21 protein-coding genes and 1 tRNA gene are annotated in these 15,955 nt (G+C 50.0%); 5 read left to right on the plus strand and 17 right to left on the minus strand.

The genetic code is table 11. The features are described from left to right. Nucleotide 1: 1 nt before the first annotated feature. The 15 genes from CC94_RS0119165 to CC94_RS0119235 form a co-directional block, all read right to left on the minus strand. The gene (locus CC94_RS0119165; RefSeq protein ID WP_031431839.1) at nucleotides 2-331 is read right to left on the minus strand and encodes a hypothetical protein; all 330 of its coding nucleotides are present in this window, start codon (nucleotides 329-331) and stop codon (nucleotides 2-4) included. Nucleotides 332-386: 55 nt separating this feature from the next. Then, on the minus strand, nucleotides 387-938 hold the full coding sequence (locus CC94_RS0119170) for a hypothetical protein (RefSeq protein WP_031431840.1): 552 nt from the start codon (nucleotides 936-938) through the stop codon (nucleotides 387-389). A 64-nt stretch (nucleotides 939-1,002) separates the two neighbouring features. Further along, nucleotides 1,003-2,289, minus strand: coding sequence for a N4-gp56 family major capsid protein (locus CC94_RS0119175; RefSeq protein ID WP_084675396.1), 1,287 nt, complete (start codon nucleotides 2,287-2,289; stop codon nucleotides 1,003-1,005). A gap of 85 nt (nucleotides 2,290-2,374) precedes the next feature. Continuing rightward, nucleotides 2,375-3,331 carry a hypothetical protein gene (locus tag CC94_RS0119180; protein WP_031431842.1) on the minus strand — a complete coding sequence of 319 codons (957 nt, stop codon included), beginning with the start codon at nucleotides 3,329-3,331 and terminating at the stop codon, nucleotides 2,375-2,377. Between the two features lie 172 nt (nucleotides 3,332-3,503). Further along, nucleotides 3,504-3,773, minus strand: coding sequence for a hypothetical protein (locus CC94_RS0119185; protein WP_031431843.1), 270 nt, complete (start codon nucleotides 3,771-3,773; stop codon nucleotides 3,504-3,506). Further along, nucleotides 3,774-5,972 carry a portal protein gene (locus CC94_RS22605; protein ID WP_157203483.1) on the minus strand — a complete coding sequence of 733 codons (2,199 nt, stop codon included), beginning with the start codon at nucleotides 5,970-5,972 and terminating at the stop codon, nucleotides 3,774-3,776. Nucleotides 5,973-6,074: 102 nt separating this feature from the next. Then, nucleotides 6,075-7,625, minus strand: a complete 1,551-nt coding sequence (locus CC94_RS0119195; RefSeq protein WP_157203484.1) for a hypothetical protein — start codon at nucleotides 7,623-7,625, stop codon at nucleotides 6,075-6,077. Next, nucleotides 7,612-8,118 carry a hypothetical protein gene (locus CC94_RS0119200; RefSeq protein WP_169740980.1) on the minus strand — a complete coding sequence of 169 codons (507 nt, stop codon included), beginning with the start codon at nucleotides 8,116-8,118 and terminating at the stop codon, nucleotides 7,612-7,614. The genes CC94_RS0119195 and CC94_RS0119200 overlap by 14 nt, the downstream gene beginning before the upstream one ends. A gap of 57 nt (nucleotides 8,119-8,175) precedes the next feature. Next, on the minus strand, nucleotides 8,176-8,439 hold the full coding sequence (locus CC94_RS23350; RefSeq protein WP_157203485.1) for a hypothetical protein: 264 nt from the start codon (nucleotides 8,437-8,439) through the stop codon (nucleotides 8,176-8,178). 24 nt (nucleotides 8,440-8,463) lie between these two features. Beyond that, nucleotides 8,464-8,538 (minus strand) — tRNA-Gly (locus CC94_RS0119210). A 40-nt stretch (nucleotides 8,539-8,578) separates the two neighbouring features. Continuing rightward, a complete protein-coding gene (locus CC94_RS0119215) occupies nucleotides 8,579-9,166 on the minus strand; it encodes a glycoside hydrolase family 19 protein (RefSeq protein ID WP_051911549.1) in 588 nt (195 codons plus the stop codon). Nucleotides 9,167-9,264: 98 nt separating this feature from the next. Further along, nucleotides 9,265-9,435: a hypothetical protein gene (locus tag CC94_RS23925; RefSeq protein ID WP_157203486.1), complete on the minus strand. Its 171-nt coding sequence runs from the start codon at nucleotides 9,433-9,435 to the stop codon at nucleotides 9,265-9,267. Between the two features lie 22 nt (nucleotides 9,436-9,457). Then, complete coding sequence (locus CC94_RS0119225) at nucleotides 9,458-10,327, minus strand: PDDEXK family nuclease (protein ID WP_169740981.1); 870 nt, start codon at nucleotides 10,325-10,327, stop codon at nucleotides 9,458-9,460. Nucleotides 10,328-10,485: 158 nt separating this feature from the next. Then, nucleotides 10,486-10,662 (minus strand): hypothetical protein, encoded by a 177-nt coding sequence (locus CC94_RS23930; RefSeq protein WP_157203488.1) that lies wholly within the window; start codon nucleotides 10,660-10,662, stop codon nucleotides 10,486-10,488. Further along, entirely contained in the window at nucleotides 10,659-11,162 is a 504-nt protein-coding gene (locus CC94_RS0119235; RefSeq protein WP_031431850.1) for a hypothetical protein, read from the minus strand. The genes CC94_RS23930 and CC94_RS0119235 overlap by 4 nt, the downstream gene beginning before the upstream one ends. A gap of 543 nt (nucleotides 11,163-11,705) precedes the next feature. Between CC94_RS0119235 and CC94_RS0119240 the strand changes: the two genes are divergently transcribed. The 3 genes from CC94_RS0119240 to CC94_RS25580 are packed head-to-tail and all read left to right on the plus strand — an operon-like array spanning nucleotide 11,706 to nucleotide 12,999. After that, the gene (locus CC94_RS0119240) at nucleotides 11,706-12,194 is read left to right on the plus strand and encodes a hypothetical protein (protein ID WP_169740982.1); all 489 of its coding nucleotides are present in this window, start codon (nucleotides 11,706-11,708) and stop codon (nucleotides 12,192-12,194) included. A 12-nt stretch (nucleotides 12,195-12,206) separates the two neighbouring features. Further along, nucleotides 12,207-12,863 carry a BRO-N domain-containing protein gene (locus tag CC94_RS0119245; RefSeq protein WP_157203489.1) on the plus strand — a complete coding sequence of 219 codons (657 nt, stop codon included), beginning with the start codon at nucleotides 12,207-12,209 and terminating at the stop codon, nucleotides 12,861-12,863. Nucleotides 12,864-12,876: 13 nt separating this feature from the next. Beyond that, complete coding sequence (locus tag CC94_RS25580) at nucleotides 12,877-12,999, plus strand: DUF1660 family phage protein (RefSeq protein WP_157203490.1); 123 nt, start codon at nucleotides 12,877-12,879, stop codon at nucleotides 12,997-12,999. Between the two features lie 33 nt (nucleotides 13,000-13,032). Here the strand turns inward: CC94_RS25580 and CC94_RS23940 are convergent, their stop codons facing one another. Together CC94_RS23940 and CC94_RS22610 are read right to left on the minus strand one after the other, a co-directional pair. Continuing rightward, nucleotides 13,033-13,431 carry a hypothetical protein gene (locus tag CC94_RS23940; RefSeq protein ID WP_157203491.1) on the minus strand — a complete coding sequence of 133 codons (399 nt, stop codon included), beginning with the start codon at nucleotides 13,429-13,431 and terminating at the stop codon, nucleotides 13,033-13,035. A gap of 70 nt (nucleotides 13,432-13,501) precedes the next feature. Beyond that, entirely contained in the window at nucleotides 13,502-14,173 is a 672-nt protein-coding gene (locus CC94_RS22610) for a tetratricopeptide repeat protein (protein WP_169740983.1), read from the minus strand. Between the two features lie 210 nt (nucleotides 14,174-14,383). On the opposite strand from CC94_RS22610, the gene CC94_RS22615 reads away from it, so the two are divergent. Continuing rightward, nucleotides 14,384-15,592 carry an ORF6N domain-containing protein gene (locus CC94_RS22615; protein ID WP_157203492.1) on the plus strand — a complete coding sequence of 403 codons (1,209 nt, stop codon included), beginning with the start codon at nucleotides 14,384-14,386 and terminating at the stop codon, nucleotides 15,590-15,592. Between the two features lie 51 nt (nucleotides 15,593-15,643). Beyond that, a complete protein-coding gene (locus tag CC94_RS0119270) occupies nucleotides 15,644-15,931 on the plus strand; it encodes a hypothetical protein (RefSeq protein WP_031431855.1) in 288 nt (95 codons plus the stop codon). Nucleotides 15,932-15,955: the final 24 nt, after the last annotated feature.

Below are 15,955 nucleotides of genomic sequence, written 5' to 3' on the forward strand. Positions count from 1 at the left end.
ATTACTCGCTGCCCTTATTTAGGAGCTGTTCCGCCTGCTCGATCAGCTGCAACAAGCCAGGTAGCTTCAGCTTCAAACTGGCAGGCTTGCCGGTCAGCTCTTCATAGCGCGCCCGAGCGGCTTCAAGCTCGCTAGTCTCGTCCTCGCTGTCGTCGATTTCGAACACATGGGCATGCGGCGACTCTTCCAGGATGAACCTGGCGTGATCTTCCGGCAGCGGCACGACCGGGCTTGCTTCAGAGAAAATAACCGGTTCGAACCGGCCTTTGGGATCGGATACGCACACATTGGCGCAAATCGCGGTCAACAATCTTAATTTCACAACTTTCATAGAGAGTGCCTCATGTAACCGAGCAGGATGCCTGCCCGGTTATGAATGGAGAGAATTACAGGGTGCCGATGAATTCACCGGACGCGGCGACGAAAATCCGCTTACCCGCCACCCATGTTGGCGTTGCGCCGAAAATGATCTTGATGCCGAGATAATACGGCTCTTGAAGCTCATTTTTCGGCGTGGCCAAGCCCTCGAAAGTTTCCGGGATAATGACCGCCTGCGAATTGTTCGCCGATGTCACCATCACAAAAGAATCGGCGCCATTGACTTGGATGACCTTATCCGGGGCGCTTGCGGCAGTACCAGAGCTTGCGCCATCGTTGCCGGCGATTGTGGTCGACGGATTGATGATGTTGCTCTTCTTTCTCAGCACCAGTTTTGCCGTGGCGTTGGTGCCAAGATTCGCCTCGATTGCCCACTTGAGGTTGTGGATCCTGGCGCCCGCCGGAATTTCGAACAAAGGGATTTCGACGGTATCGCCCTCCGCTACGGCTGCCGGCAGCGCGACGGTTTTATGTTGGCCGCTGTAATTAACCGCGTTGCTGTCACAACCCGAATACGGCGGCTTTTGTAGGTCAGAGCCTAATTGAAAATAATCTGCCATTTTGTTTACCTGCTACTGAGTAACCGAAATAGCCCGGCATAAAGCCGGGCTACACCGATTCGGGTTAGGATTTGCCAATTGAGTTGGCGATGACCGTGTTAAAGGCCGCGGTGCCGATCGCTGGCGCGTAAGAATCCACCACGGCTACGCCGTGATCTGTCAGCGCGCCGTTGATGGTAAACCGAGTCTTCGCAGTGCCTTCCATCATCGACAGAGAGACTTCGACGGCTGACTTGTGGTCTACCAGCTCTTCGTTCCATGCGTAGTGGTAGTCGCTCGATTCCTCGTTGCCGTAAGCCTTAATCAACGCCTGAGCACCCAAAATAATCGCGCGGTCTGCATCCACGCCGGCCGCCACCGCAGATTCCGCGTTCGCCGAACTGTTCTCATAAACCGCTTCGCCAGCTTTGAAGCGGATCGCGTACCGGTTCATCGGCTTGACCAAAATGCCGTTCCACATAATCGAGTCGCCCATGAACAGTGGATGCCGCTGGCCTTCGAAACGCTTGACCGCCTGCTGAACGGCACTGACCCACTTGGAGCCGGCAATGCCTTTCATGATGGCCCACTGGCGCTCAGTCACGAACATCACCCACATCGGTGAATTCCAGGAATACTCATCGCCCTTGATTTTGACCGACTGCAACGGGACCTGCGATTCCTTCAAAATTGCGCCGATCGCGTCAACTTCTGACAACGTGAGATAACCGTTCGTGGTCAGGTTCGCGATAGTAGTCGGAGGGGTAATACCGGTACCTGTGTACATCGCGAAAAACCGACGGTTGAAGGTCGGCGCCTGCACCGGGTTAACCATAATCTCGGAAAACTCGGTATCGGTCTGCAGCGGAACCACCCAATCTGCGGTATTCTGCGAACCACGCGCACCGGACAAGGCGACCAAACAACGCTGATCTTCCAGGCGTTGCGCCCAACCGGTCAAGCCGGCAGTAATGACGGTACGCAGATTGTGCTTGGTGCGCTTTTGCGTCATTTTCCCGCCGGTATCGGCCATCCCGCGCGAACGGTTGATCGAAACTTCTTGCGTCGATGAGGTGGTGTTCATGCCGCGACCCTCCAGGCGGCGGTCACCCATGATTGGCTTGCCCTGGAAGATGTTGAATAAGTCGACCGAAACTCTATCGCCGGCCGATTGCTTCAGGTCGGTAACCTTCACGATCGGATAGTCGGCGCTGGTTTGGCCTTTGAGTTTTTTGACAGCATCGCCCATTTGCGGGGCGCCGCCAGATAAGAGGTTCATGAAACCGGGCGCGGTCTGCACACCAGCAAAAACAGCAGCACCGAAAACCTTAGCGGCTAACGGGCTACCAATGGGGATATTGACACCAGCCATTGTGTTTTCCTTTCGTCATCACGACGATAAGAGGTTTAGGGCGGCGCCGCTTCTATCTCCCGACAGTAACGGCGCCTGTTTGTTTTTACCCCAGGCTGTTCAGGTAGGCGTTACGCTGGTCTTCGGTCATTTTCATGAACCGATCGCCGATTTCCGCAGAACTGGAATCTTCCAGCCGCTGACGTTCCGATGCCTCTGGGGCTTCGCCGCCCGGAATATCCGAGAGGCTATTAATAATCGGCTTCTGCTGAGTGGGTACAACAGGCGCAGTTTTGTTGCTGCTTTGCTGCTTCTCAGCTTCGGCCTTAAACGGTGTTTCGTAGATTTGCGACATTGCCGCAGCAACCTTCGCAAACCGTTCTGTCATTGAGAGATTAGCGGTTGCTGGATTGGCCCGTAACCGGTTGTCCATTTCGACGCATTCCGCCCAGATTTCCGGGCGGTTCTGCTGCCAATGGCTCAAGATCGGGTTGTTGTCGATCTCCTCCTGAACAGTGAGCGCGACTTTTTGCTGCTCTTCGGCAACACGTTTTTGCTCATCCTGTTCGAACAAGCTCAGCTTTTGACTGACCGCCATCATTGCGGCTTGCTGCGAGGCAATCGCCTCGTACTGTTCAGGGAAGTAGTCCTTCAATTCCTGAATCTGCTCTTCGGTCATCGTCTTGAAAGCCAACGATGCCGGCTGAGCGTTTCCAGGATTCTTAAGCCGCTCAATCTCGGCTTCCATTTCCCGCAATCTTTGGTGTGCTTCCTGCCGGGCCTGCCGTTCCGACTTCAACACGTCGTAACTGATAACGTGTTTACCGTCTTTGGCCAGAATGCCGTCAGGTTCTTTTTCAGGTGTTTTCGACTCACCCGCTTCGGTCGATGCTTGAGTACCTGCGCCGGACGCCGCGCTTGCCGTTTTACCGGCTTCGTCCTGTTCGGTAATCGAACTTTCTTCCGATTCACCGGCTATTACTTCTTGATACAACTTCGCCAGAATCTCCGGATCGTTCGGCGGCAACTCGCCAGATTCCACATAACTCGCTAAATCACTCATTCTGCCTCCCGGCATGATGGCCTTATCGCCGGCCTTACGAAAAAATTCCCCGCAATATCGCTTGCGGGCTGCAATGGTTCGAACTGATGTTATCAGTTATTGTGATTTATTATCACATTTTACTAATTATTGTTCAAATTATTCACAAATTGAAGCTAAAAAGCCTGTCCAGTCACCTGCCCAATGGATCTTCCTTATCCTCCCACGGGGCCTTGGTTACGCCTTCCGCCGGCGGAGTCCAACCAAGCTCGATGAGCGCCTCTCTCACGCCAGCGTCTTGGGTCTTGATTACCTTCTCGATCGAGTTGATAATCTCTCTGCCGCGTAGCTGAACCGTTTCCTGAATGATCGAGCCTTTTTCGTCGTCGACCTTTGTTGTGACATAGAACTCGACCAGATCGCTGTCTTGGTGTTCTACGAGCGGTAATATGGGTTTGTCCATTTATAAATCCTCGTGTTGGGTTTCGATGCCGCCGGCCACACCGATCGCCGGTGAAGTTGGGACATCAGGTGATAGCGGGTCGGTCTGTGCGGTCGCGTCGATCGGCACGCCTGGTTGCGCTCCCTGCGGAACGCTCGCCAATTCGCCACCGTCCTGGTCGACGAAACCCGCGCTTTTGGCAAGCTGGTCGGCAATCGGCACAATTTGGCCATTGGCCGCGACCGCTTGCGCGGCCTGAAGGGCGGAATAAAGAGACGTGATTTTGCTTTCGACCGACTTGGACAGCGTTGCCTCGGCCTCGGCCATAAGTTTCTGAACCTGCGCGGCCACGACCTCGGGCGGATTTTTCATGGCGAGTTGCTGCTTGAGCTGCTCGATCTCGGCCTGCATTTGCGCCTTTTCCGGATCATCTCCACCGTCATCGCCCAGGCCGAGGCCTTTGCGGATCAGCGCGGACATCTCTTTCCGTTTTGGCAGATCGGTGGCTTCGATCAAGAACGGCATCAACATCGCCTGAACGTTCGGCGGCAACGTCTTCACCAGGTCCGACATCTGGTTCAACTGTTGGTTACGGAAAGTCGGCGTGTTCGGCGTATCGGCGAGCACCACGGATACGTTGACCTTAGTGACGTCGTTCAGAATTACCGGCATGCCGGTTGCTGGATCGGCGGTTTTCTGATTCAGGATGATTTCCCGTTTTTTGCCGCCGTCGTCCTCAACCACGACACGTTCGTCGTCGGTATCGCTCAAGTCCTCAATGATCAGCGATAACAGCAACTCATCGGCCAGTCTGGATGACATATTGAAATTGTCGTTGACCTCGGCCAGCGTGATCGAGTCCTGTTCGACCAGCGAATTGATCGCAAGACCGGAAGTCGCGCCGGACTCGCGCCCGAGTGTCGCATTGTGGACGCCGACGTTCGTTTGAATGGATTCCTTGGCCTCCTGCATGACCTGAAACTGCTGGGCGGCCATCGGGCCGTTCTCTTCGACCTCGAAAGACTCGCCCGGCTTATTCGAGACGACAATGTACGCATCCGGGCGGGCGACCTCCTCCATCGCCTCGTTATGATCCTTAACCGCCTCATCCGTCGCCTTCACGCGCCGCGCGGAGAGCAGCCACATCATTTTCGACTTCCGCGCGTTGATCTCGTCCTGCGGCGACATCATGGCCCGGATCAGCCCATACGGCGCCCCGGTACGATCCTCGCGCGCCGCGAAGAACGGCACATACGGAAAGTGGCGATGCCGGTACGGACTGGGTTGATCGGAAACCAGCTTTGGGCCAATCCAGAAGGCCACGCGGACGCGATCGAACGCCGCCGGCATCGGCTTAATCATCCCGGCAAAAAATGCCTGTTGGTGCTGTGGGTCGTTCTCGTTGTACTCAATCACGCGACCGTTCGGCAACTTGACCACTTGGCCGCGCACATGAACCCGGTACCAGACCTCGTAAACGCAGAGCCGCTTCCGTGTCGTGTTCATCCACTCGTACTGCTCGATCGACGTGGTAAACCCGGTAGAAATGTCGGTATCGATGCCGCGCGTCATCAGGTTCATGCCGGTCAATTCCAGATCCCAGTTCGCCCGGCCGGACAACGCCGACTTGATGAATTCTTTGTGCTCTGGGAAGACCGTCAGCAGCATATCCTCGTCCATCCATTTGCGACGGACCAGGTAACGCGCATCGGATAAATCGGGCTCGCGCGAACGCCAGTCCCAGTAGATTTCGCGGCGGTGAATATGCTTATAACGAACGAGCGGCTTGAAGGGGTCAGAATTACGCGCCACCTCAACCCATGATACGCCCGCTTTGATCATTTCCGCGTAGGCGTCCGACTTGGCGCGGTCCGAGCGGGCCGAGTCACCGACCTGCTTCATCCGAAGAGAAAGCGCTTCGGCCACCTCGGTATTCGTCTCGCCGGCCTCCGGCGCCACGCGGGTATCGAAGCGGGCCTTGGCTTGCATCCCGAGTACCGCGTTGATAGTCGGCTGAATCAGGTTGTCGATGATCGGCGCCTGGCCGCGCTCTTCCATGATTTCCGCAGTTTCGGCGTCGATCTGATTGCCGTCGTAATAGTCGCATTCCTTATCGGCGACCAGGCGCCAGCGCGGCTGGTTTCGGATTTCATCGAGCCACTGCTCAAGCTTTTCGACACTGAGGGTTTCGCTGGTGTCGTCAGAAATTTCATGACTCACCGCAGATACGAGTTGCTTTTCGGCGAACGGAATTATCTCGTGGCGATTATCAACCGAATTTATTTCCATCGTGTTCATGCATTGCCTCCCGGCAATATAAAATTACGCTGTGCGCCAACCGCGGCGGTTTAATGCGCCAGGGCTACGGTCTATCGGCTTGCTCTGGTTAATAGGCCAATCAAGGCTTAATTCAATCTTTTTATCGGATACAACGCCAGCCAATCTTCCTTCCTCTTCGGTGATTCGCGCCAGAGCATCTAACATGTCATCGTGCAGCGGTACCGGAAACGGAACATATTCTTCCTCGATAAAAGCATGCACGTTGTCGCGCGTTACACCTTCGTAATCTGTGACGTGATATTCCTGCGGCAAATAAATCTTGTTGCTCTCAAATAACGGAACAAGGCGTCTGATACGGTCTATTTTTGATGTTGGCCCAGATACTTCGTAAATATCGAACCTATACCCTATTTCCTCTTGTACCTTCTTGATGTATGAAATATCGCCCTGCATTCCGTATTGCTCATAGCGAACCTGTTTTGGCTGATATCTTCGATGCAGGTCAATCAATCTACTTGCGCGCTCGGTCAGATTTAGCCTGTCTCGCACCTCTGGGATTGCGTAATAATTGCCATCACTTCCAAGGCCAACTGCCCACATTGATGTATAGTCGCTTCCTTTGCGCTTACTATTCGCTGCATCAACCAGCAAATACCAGTTACAACCACTGATAACGCTACTTTCGACATACCGTATCCAATCCCTGCTAAACCCTTGAGAAGAATCAGCAACTGGGTTCTGCAGCATCTGGCACGAGTAAACATAAACCCCCATATCTCTACGCTTCTGGGTATTTTGCTCGGGAGTCAAAAATACCGGGCTACCGCTCAACGAGCCGTCATGTGTGGCGGGATAAATACGCGGGGTAACCGTCCCGCGATCCATGATCGTTCGATATGTGTCAGCAAAGTGGTACCGAGTCCCGATAAACCGGCGTTTTCCTCCGTGGGCACCAAGGTTGTATGAGAGCGCAAGTGCGTCGGTAGTCTTTTCGATCATCTCAGGAGTCGTCACACTCTCGCGCGTAACAATATCGTCATAGATCAGCAGCGAAAAGTGCTTCCCAGTTGGTTGTCCATCAACAACTCCCCATGCCTCAATGGTTGATTCTTTCGGGTTTGTAGACCGCTTAACGATAATTCCGTCATCCTCGCTCCACTTGATAGCCTGCCTGGCCGGGTTCTCATACAAGATGTCTGAGAACCAATGCCGCATCTGCTCGTTCAGTTCGAACTCGCGTTTTATCTGTCGCAAAAATCCTTTCGCAATTGGTCTTGTATGACTAAATATCCCTATAGTGATTTCCGGGTTATTCAGAATGTCCTGAATGGTCAAAGCGTAGGTAATAACGGTCGATTTATAATGCTCTCGCGCCCATAGATCAAGCATGCCATCAGGTTCTGCCTGAACCTCTCTACACCTATCAAACAACCAATCCTTATCGGCGTCCAATCGTCCCAATCCGTACACCAGTAAAAAGAAAAGATCGCCTTTACACAGGTCACGCATTAAAGACGTTTTCTGCTCTTCGGTAGAGTTCGAATTGATGTCCGCGAGCAGTTCATAATAATCTTTGCGTCTATCCAGCAGCATTCAAACGAGAAACCAGCGAGTTTAGGTAATCGGTGGTTGGTGCAATAACAACCTCTTTCTGTTTATTTGCGTCCCCGTTGGCATTGTCATTGATGCCATAATTGCGCCGACGCATGTCGATCAGAATCTTGCGCGACTCCACAACTTTTTTGAGTACGCCAGAGGCCTTGTCCAATTCGAGCAGCCGGTCTTTATTGGTGGTTACCCGGTATTCCTGCAGGAGCTTGATCAGCTCGTCCTCGGCATCCCTGGCGGCATCGCATAGCCGATCGATCTCTTCGCGCTCTTGAACCAGAACGCGCGATTGGAGACCGGCTTCTGCGGTTATCAGGCCGCTTTCCTCGGCATCTTTTACCAACTGCCGGCGCATGATATCTTCGCGCTCCAGCCTAACACTTTCGCTCAAGTCGCGCTGCCATCCTTCACGCTTGATCCGTGTGCGCAACGTCGACTCCCCCATGCCGAACTTCCTTGCCAGCTCTGAGTTATTCATGAGGTTAAGCGACCATAGCCGCCTAACTTCTAGCCAATCGACATCAAGAGCCATGAATTACTTGGGAAGTCCGGAATGAGATACACCAATTGCGGCGAGCACCAGGGCGCCCACGCCGATCAGGCCAAGAAAGCACTTAACGAGCCCATTGCGCGCGCCGTTAAAGGCGTCGAGAAACTTTTCAAGCTCTTTGTGCTGGTTGTAGTGGGTTTCCTCATCAATATGAAAACCCTCGGATCTGATTTTCGCGGCGACAGCAGCAGAAATCCGCTCAATGTCGTCACTGCTGAGTGGGGCACGCCTGTTTTGTTGTTCGTCCACAGCGGAATCCTTATTCGTGATCGTTGGAGCGGGCAGCGGGGCTCGAACCCGCAACATTCAGCTTGGAAGGCTGATGCTCTACCATTGAGCTATGCCCGCTTGTGAGCTATAAGAACTCTTTGTGATTATAACGAACAATTCAAGGAGATAAAACACGCTTCGCTCTCGCGTAGAATTTCTTTCTCTCGTCGATACCGTTATAGCCGCCGTTGATCGTCAAGCTGATGTACTCGATCGGCGAAACATCAATGACTTTACCGCGGTACTTCTTTTTGAGAAAGTCGGTATCCGCATGATTGGCGATGTCATTCAAGCTGCGCGTCGACCAAAATTCGCAGGCGCTCCAGACCGCATATTGCGGTTGCTCTAAGAACTCCGGGTTCCGAACAAAAAAGCCCGCGTCGCCCTTTTTTATGCCTAGCTGCATGTAATTCGCACGGCCAGTCGTCTGGAATATGCCGCGCCCTTTAAATCGCTTACCGTCGCCGAGTTGGGTATTGCCCAAGTCCTTGCGCCCTTCGTAAACAACACCTGAAGCATACTCGCGAAGTGTACGGAAACGGTCCGTCTCGTGACAGGCTTGAGCAAGAAAATGCGCGTACTCCTGCGGCGTGTCGATGCCATACATCGGGCAGGTCAGGTTCATACAGGTGGCAATGTCGAATATCAGCGGCGTGATTGCTTTCCGGTCGGCAATCGCTAACAGGTGGTCTGGAAGGATAATCATAGAACCCTTGCTTGGTTGAGATGGCTGCCCGTAACGTGGGCAAGTCGTCCAGTTCTCGGAACCGGCAAGCGAGCGGAGAGAGGCCGCTACTCAGGAATTTACGCGCCGATCTGGCGCCGGTACTTCGAAACCGGCGTGTTGCACATATCAACTAAGACCTCTGCTCTTTGCTCGCGCACCCAAAGAATGTGCTCAATCGCTCTTTCTTGGGCGTTAGCTAGATACTGAACTTCGTCATGATCCAAAATTAAGATGTTTGGTTTTTGCACTTACTTATCTCCTGTATGGTTATTAAAACTCCCACCCTCTTACGAATGGGGAAACTCTTTTTTCTACGATTTTATAAAGCTTTGAATCGATCACTATCAATTCAACATCTGGATGGTATTTAGCCATCCTCGCTATCTTTGTTTTGCTTCTATCGTCCATCCATCCCTTTACTTCATGATATTCAACCTTCCCGGAATTTTCAGTTACCTCAAAATCTGGCAGGTAACTTACACACCCTCTCTTTATTCCATCAAACCAGAACGTCTTTGATTCGTGCGCCCAATCCTGTATATCGCCGCGGTCTTTTAGAAACTGTAAATAGCGAGCGTAATTTGCCTCCCATCTTGAGCGGTAATATTTTTTCTTTCCGCCAATCTCTCTCCACCCCGCTTTCCAGCTTGTCTTTTCCCTATTTTTTAAATTTTTTTGAGCGTTTATTGCCGCTCTCCTTGAATGGGCTATTTTTTTATCTTCCGGCATGTTCTCCCACATCTTTTTTGAGGACTCAGATATTTTCGCCTTTGCCTCTTCTGAAAAAACCAGGCCCTTTGCGCCGCGAGGATGCTCGTTGTTTTTCCAGTGATTAATCATCCTCTCAGATATTTGCTTTCTTTGTTCCTCGTTCTTTTTAAGCTTCCCTTGTTCATGCAATGACTTCATGACCACAGATTGATCAGGTCTCTTTTTGCCGATCTTTGATGTTGCAGCTCTTTCTTGCCAATCCTTAAAGAACTCGCTATCTCTGTTTTGCCGCAATCCTAGTCTTGATGCTTTTTGACGAACCTGCGCCTCAGTCAAACCAAGATTTTCAACACACCATTTCTTGCCCTTTTCTGGATAGTGCGTCTTTAGCAGGTCAGTTTGCTCTTGAGTCCAGGCCATTACATCCACAGAAAAGGTCCAAAATGCGAAATCGCACAAATCCGCAAAAATTTCGCCTATTGTGATTTAATTTCACGACGAAAGCAAATAAAAAAAGCCAGCTATTACGCTGGCTATAGAGGTTTTGCGCGATTCGCAATAAATCGCAAATGTTCGTTATTTTCACATTACCGGCCAGCAAAAAACGCTACCATCAGGCACCCCAGTCCAATGAATCCGAGCGTTCGCGTGGCCAGCTCATAGCGAGCCTCAGCCAGCCTGCGCTCGTAATCCGCAATCAGATTGTCAATTGCCTGCTCACGATCGCAGATTACCGCGCCATTTTCAATCTCTACGTTTTTCATACCCTTTCTCCGTCCGCTTTTGTCAAATTAATAACCATGCTCATACACAAGCTGATTAATTGCTCGAATCGATTATCAGGCAAGCGGATCAGCCTAAGCCCCTGATCAAGAGAAACTCCGGTCAGCGATTCCATAGCATCGATCAATTCCTTTTGCGCCTTCCGCTGCATTTCCTGGGCAACCAAGAGCGGGCACTGGCCAGGGTTATCCACGATCAATGCAGCCTTGATTCTTGCCTCGTTGCATTCTTCCGCATAAATCCAATAGTCCTCATCAGAGAGCAAATAAGCATGCTCAGGATCAAGGACAAGCGCCCCCTCGATATCCGGATTCAGCGAAGCATCCGCCCTGAATTGATGGTTTTCCAAAATTGCTCTTTTGTATCCGATAACGACCGGTTCGATAGCCTCCAGGATAAACGTAGTTTTCCTGGCCGACTGGGCGGCATCAATCATCCGCTGGGTCAGGAGCCGTTTGGCGTGTTTTCGTGTCATGGTCATGCTGTCCTCTCTTGGCTGTAGGGGGGTGTACTGACAGAATAGCACGATAGTGAAAAAAATTCACATTTTCTGGAGAATCTTTCAAGATTCCTTGTGAATGCATGTTGACTCATTCATGACACCCTGGAAGGGTGAGTGATAACATAGAAATATGTAATCTATATATATGATTTATATATATTTTTAAATTATATTGTATTACTTATATCCTAGTTACTGGCTGCCCTCCTGTTTGTTTTCCGTGCTCATTTTTTGTTTTGAGGTGCTTTTGTGATTTCTTGTCTTTATTTTTTTAAGCCAATTTTTGCAATTAACACGTATATAGGTGATAACGATAAACTGATTTTTTATTTTTTATCAATGACTTATATATTTATTAGTCAATTATCACTATCTAGAGTAATCGATGACACCTGTTTGATAACCATTTCATTTTGCAAGTAACGCGTGGTATGAAAAATAATTTTTCTTGAGCGATGTGTAACCAAGTGATATTATTTTTTTGTTCTTTTAATTCACATATGGACAACAATGGAAAACAGAGTGCCAAACCTGGATGCCATCCAGTTCACCGTTATCCTGTACTGGTGGGATACGCTACCTATGGCGGAAAAACTTTATGCACAAATGAAAACCAAGATCGAGGAAATGGAGACAAATGGCGCGCTTGATGCTGCCGGGATCATTGCGATTCACGATCCGCAAAAATTCAACACAGCCAAGCGCATGAACGAATTCAAGAAAAAACTCTTCCGCACCGACAAGCGTGTCCTCTGGCTTGTAGAACCGGAAATGTCAAAACGCATCATGAATAAGGCGAAAAATTTTTCGCGTGACTTGGATTTTCAGTGCGAACTATTGGCTCGATCGAGCGGAACAGGGAGAAATCTGGCCATCATCGCGTTTGATGATGGCGCAAGCTATTTTCATCGGCCCGACTTTATCAAGCAGGACACAACACCGACAAGCATTACCAAGTTTATTGGTAGCCAAACATGGCTGCCTATCGATTACAGATTTAGCGAAAAATAAGGAGAGCAACCAATGGTAGACATGAACTTCACTGAGTCAGAAGAAGAACGCCCCAACGCCGACACACTACCCGGCAAATTCAATGGGCATGAGGTCAGATTTTGCTACATCCGCACCGAACCCTGGTTTGTAGCCAAGGATGTTTGCCGGGCGCTCGGCTACAAAAACCACATCGTAACGCTGCGTAAGCTCGGCAATGACGAAGCCAATGTCACACGCACCTTCGGCATTAAAACGCTCGTCAGCGGCAAGCAGCGCGCCAGGCTGATCAATATCGATGGCATCGATAAACTTTCCGCCATGTCATACGGCCCGGGCGCCAGCAAATTCCCGCTTTTCATTGGCCTCAATCTCTGGGAAAGCATGGTTACGGGCGTGCGTGAGCGTATCGAAGATGTCGGCGGCAATGGAATTTCTTTGTACCAGTTCATGAGGAAAAAGCCGTATCCTGGCGCCGTGGAATCCGAAGTGACAACCGCACTCGAACAACTCATTTACGATGCGATCATCGAAAGAACGGCATCCGGTCTTTACCGGGTTTATCGGGAGCCTGAACCCGTAGATACCATGGCGCTGCTCAACTGCGGCCCCCAAGCCTCGGCCCCGGCTATCCCGGCAGCCGCCGGCGCGGATGATGATGGCGGCGAACTGGATCTGAGTTTGGAATGAGGCCGGCGGCTTTATGTGGATCGTCAACAAAATCGCCTGCAGAATTTTCGGGCACCGATGGAAATTCAAAAGGATAAGCCTGGAAGGCACCAAGGTCTTTATTTGTGAGCGGTGCGGTAAGTTCTGGGAGGTTTAAAAGGGTGTCGATTAAACCGACACCCTTGTCTTTTTATTTTATATCTTGTTGCTTTTTAAGCATTAAAACAACAAAATCAGACATAGCATTGGCTAGCTGCTTATGTGGATTAATTCCGCAATAAACATCCACATAAGCTATAGCTGCTTTTAATGATCCATTTAGCCCTAATCCATTTGTTATGTCTGGTGAAAGTGTATTATTTATCGCTGAAAAAGATTCATTGATTGCAGTAATATATCCAGCAATCCACCCGCTATAAATAACCTGCCCTCCATTGCGATAGTCTTCTGATACTTGAGCGCATTTCTCAGCGCCAGCGCCATAGACCATATAACGGCCTTCTGCTGAAAAATCTAACTCATTCCGCTTTGGTTGCTCTGCGCATCCGGCTAAAACCATAGCGCACAATATAAAACTCAAATTTTTCATTATCAGTTATTCAGTTTTATTTAAAATACGCATTAGGACAAACTGAGAGAATAAATATACCTAATTTGCATCAATCACACCCAATATAATTATTGGATTTACATATTTTAGTTTCTTCGTGCAGCTCTATTATTTTTTTCATTGGTATCTTTTTTTCAATTTCATCGCGCAACTCTATCCCTGCATTGCTACCATTTGAAGCCGATAAATTCAACCATAGATAAGATTTTGTATAATCCTTGTCCAACCCAAGACCTAAATAATACATAAATCCCATGCAGTATTGCGCAAAAGCATGTCCTTGTTTTGCACTTAATCTGTACCATTTTACAGACTCTTTATAGTCTTTATTTACACCAACTCCTTTATAATAAAGAATTCCTAACTCTTGCTGAGCTTCTGAGTTTCCTTGCTCTGCGCTCAACCTATACCAATAAGCTGCCTTACTATAATCTCTTTCAACATTTTCTTCTGAGCTATACATATCGCCTAAAAAAAGCTGAGCTACTTGATCTCCGTTGCTGGCAATATCTGTTAGGCATTTTATGTCTCTATTCTTTACAAAAACTAAAGCCCTTACAATATTATCTTGGATTTTAATAGGACCTTCTTGCTTAACAACTATTGAGCAAGTATGCTTCTCTTTTTGTAATACTTTATGATTTGTGATTTCTATATTATTTTTTGTTTCAGTAGTGCAACCTGAAATTATTAATATACATAAAACAAGTAGATTTAGCATTGTCGCCTCGAATTTTATTACAAAAAAGCTTAGCATACACGTCAGAAAAAAACAGCTTTACTTTTTAGTGAAATTTATTCACAATTGTTCGTAAAAGTTTTTCTTGACAACATCCACACGAAGAAATTATTCTTTATTCACTGCCCCACATTGGGCAGGCGGGTTTGGTAGCCCGTTGAGCACAGACGCAAGAGCTATGCGTCGCAAGTCGTGTGGCTTTTTTTATGCCTTTCGCTTTATGGCGGGCGGCGTAATGGGGAGCCGCAAGGCTCGCCGGCCCTGTGCCCGGTCTACCAACCTGTTACGTCGTCCGCCGCCCAGAGTTTGGTAGCTCCGGTCGGTGACTTAAGAACCACTGCACAGGAGGCCGTCATGGCTGTTCAAAACACGCCTATCACCATAGGCAACACCCAGTTATTCCCGCTGTTTTATCGTACCCAGCCCGTCATTACGCTGGCGATGATGGACAAAGTGCACGGTCGCCCGGAAGGGACAGCTCGTAAACGTTTTAATGACCACAAAGAAAAACTGGTTGTTGGTGAAGATTTTTATAATCTGAATCAACCGTCCGAAATTCGGACGCTTGGCTTAGCCCGGCAAGATGGCAGCACCCCGGCCAACATTACCCTGCTCACCGAAACCGGCTACCTCCTCCTGGTCAAATCCTTCACCGATGAACTGGCCTGGCAAATCCAGCGCCAACTGGTCAAAGCCTATTTCGCCATCAAACAGCAGCCCGTTACCTTCAACGACCCGCCGCTTTCCCAAGGTCCGATGGATCGCGTAAAGCAGGGCCTATTGAACGAATACCGGAAAATGTCCAAGAGCCTGGCCCAAGCCTACCTGATCGAATGCGGCGTCACGCCGGCCTACGTCCAGCAGCAACTGACCGCGCTTGGCGATGCCATTCCGCCGGCCGCGCTGATCTATCAGGACGATAAACCGGCCGAACAAAGAGACACCTGGGATATTGCCTGCGATGAGATTCGCGCGGCCATTAAAAAAGCCGGTAAACGCGGATTAACCATGCGCGAGATGAAACGCCAGGCTCCGTTTTCGAAATACACGCCATTACAGCTTGGAAAAGTGCTTTCGTATCTGGAATACGATGATGGGACCATTGCGCTGGCCAACGTCAACAGGAATCGCACCGCCTATGTCGCCATCGAGAAGGAAGCAAAACCGGCAAAGAGCGATTTTGAAATTGCCTGCGACGAAATCCGCGAAGCCATCATGAGCGCGGGTAAAAAAGGCGTGACCGAACAAGAAATGAATTGCCAACCCTTTTCGAGATACACCAAAGACACCTTGGGTAAAATCCTTGACTTTCTGGTGAACGAAGAAAAATCCATCAGAATCGGCCGCAATACCAATGGCACGCGCGTCGGTTACGTGGCAACCACCAAGGAGGCAATGTAAAGCCGGGTAAAATCCTAACGCTTACATTGATAACATATGGAAGCTACAATAATGAAAAACAAAATCATCAAGCTGAATCCCGATATGCGCCACCACTTCATCAATAATGAAGAGGCCGCCACCGCCTTGAACGTCGCCGACTCAGTACACGAGTTGGCCGACCAGGCTAAATCTCTGATCACCTTGATTCAGGATCAATTTGACGAAGACCGGGAAGGCCGAATGCAAGGAAAAATTCTCTACCATGCGTTGAGCGCCGTTTCCGGGATGATCGAAGATATGCGGGCGATCTGTCACGCTTATCATCAGGCCACCCGGGATACTGATAAACAAGAGTAGGTCATTCGCGCGCGCTCAGGGATG

Source organism: Methylomicrobium agile, from assembly GCF_000733855.1.
GTDB lineage: Bacteria > Pseudomonadota > Gammaproteobacteria > Methylococcales > Methylomonadaceae > Methylomicrobium > Methylomicrobium agile.

What these genes read in the sequence shown, in the direction of transcription:
- CC94_RS0119170 (WP_031431840.1), bottom strand. Translation starts at nt 938, where the DNA reads ATGGCAGATTATTTTCAATTAGGCTCTGACCTACAAAAGCCGCCGTAT.
- CC94_RS0119200 (WP_169740980.1), bottom strand. Translation starts at nt 8,118, where the DNA reads ATGAATAACTCAGAGCTGGCAAGGAAGTTCGGCATGGGGGAGTCGACG.
- CC94_RS0119245 (WP_157203489.1), top strand. Translation starts at nt 12,207, where the DNA reads ATGGTAGACATGAACTTCACTGAGTCAGAAGAAGAACGCCCCAACGCC.
- CC94_RS0119215 (WP_051911549.1), bottom strand. Translation starts at nt 9,166, where the DNA reads ATGATTATCCTTCCAGACCACCTGTTAGCGATTGCCGACCGGAAAGCA.
- CC94_RS23930 (WP_157203488.1), bottom strand. Translation starts at nt 10,662, where the DNA reads ATGAAAAACGTAGAGATTGAAAATGGCGCGGTAATCTGCGATCGTGAG.
- CC94_RS0119195 (WP_157203484.1), bottom strand. Translation starts at nt 7,625, where the DNA reads ATGCTGCTGGATAGACGCAAAGATTATTATGAACTGCTCGCGGACATC.
- CC94_RS22610 (WP_169740983.1), bottom strand. Translation starts at nt 14,173, where the DNA reads ATGCTAAATCTACTTGTTTTATGTATATTAATAATTTCAGGTTGCACT.
- CC94_RS25580 (WP_157203490.1), top strand. Translation starts at nt 12,877, where the DNA reads ATGTGGATCGTCAACAAAATCGCCTGCAGAATTTTCGGGCACCGATGG.
- CC94_RS0119180 (WP_031431842.1), bottom strand. Translation starts at nt 3,331, where the DNA reads ATGAGTGATTTAGCGAGTTATGTGGAATCTGGCGAGTTGCCGCCGAAC.
- CC94_RS23940 (WP_157203491.1), bottom strand. Translation starts at nt 13,431, where the DNA reads ATGAAAAATTTGAGTTTTATATTGTGCGCTATGGTTTTAGCCGGATGC.
- CC94_RS0119175 (WP_084675396.1), bottom strand. Translation starts at nt 2,289, where the DNA reads ATGGCTGGTGTCAATATCCCCATTGGTAGCCCGTTAGCCGCTAAGGTT.
- CC94_RS0119165 (WP_031431839.1), bottom strand. Translation starts at nt 331, where the DNA reads ATGAAAGTTGTGAAATTAAGATTGTTGACCGCGATTTGCGCCAATGTG.
- CC94_RS0119270 (WP_031431855.1), top strand. Translation starts at nt 15,644, where the DNA reads ATGAAAAACAAAATCATCAAGCTGAATCCCGATATGCGCCACCACTTC.
- CC94_RS0119235 (WP_031431850.1), bottom strand. Translation starts at nt 11,162, where the DNA reads ATGACCATGACACGAAAACACGCCAAACGGCTCCTGACCCAGCGGATG.
- CC94_RS0119185 (WP_031431843.1), bottom strand. Translation starts at nt 3,773, where the DNA reads ATGGACAAACCCATATTACCGCTCGTAGAACACCAAGACAGCGATCTG.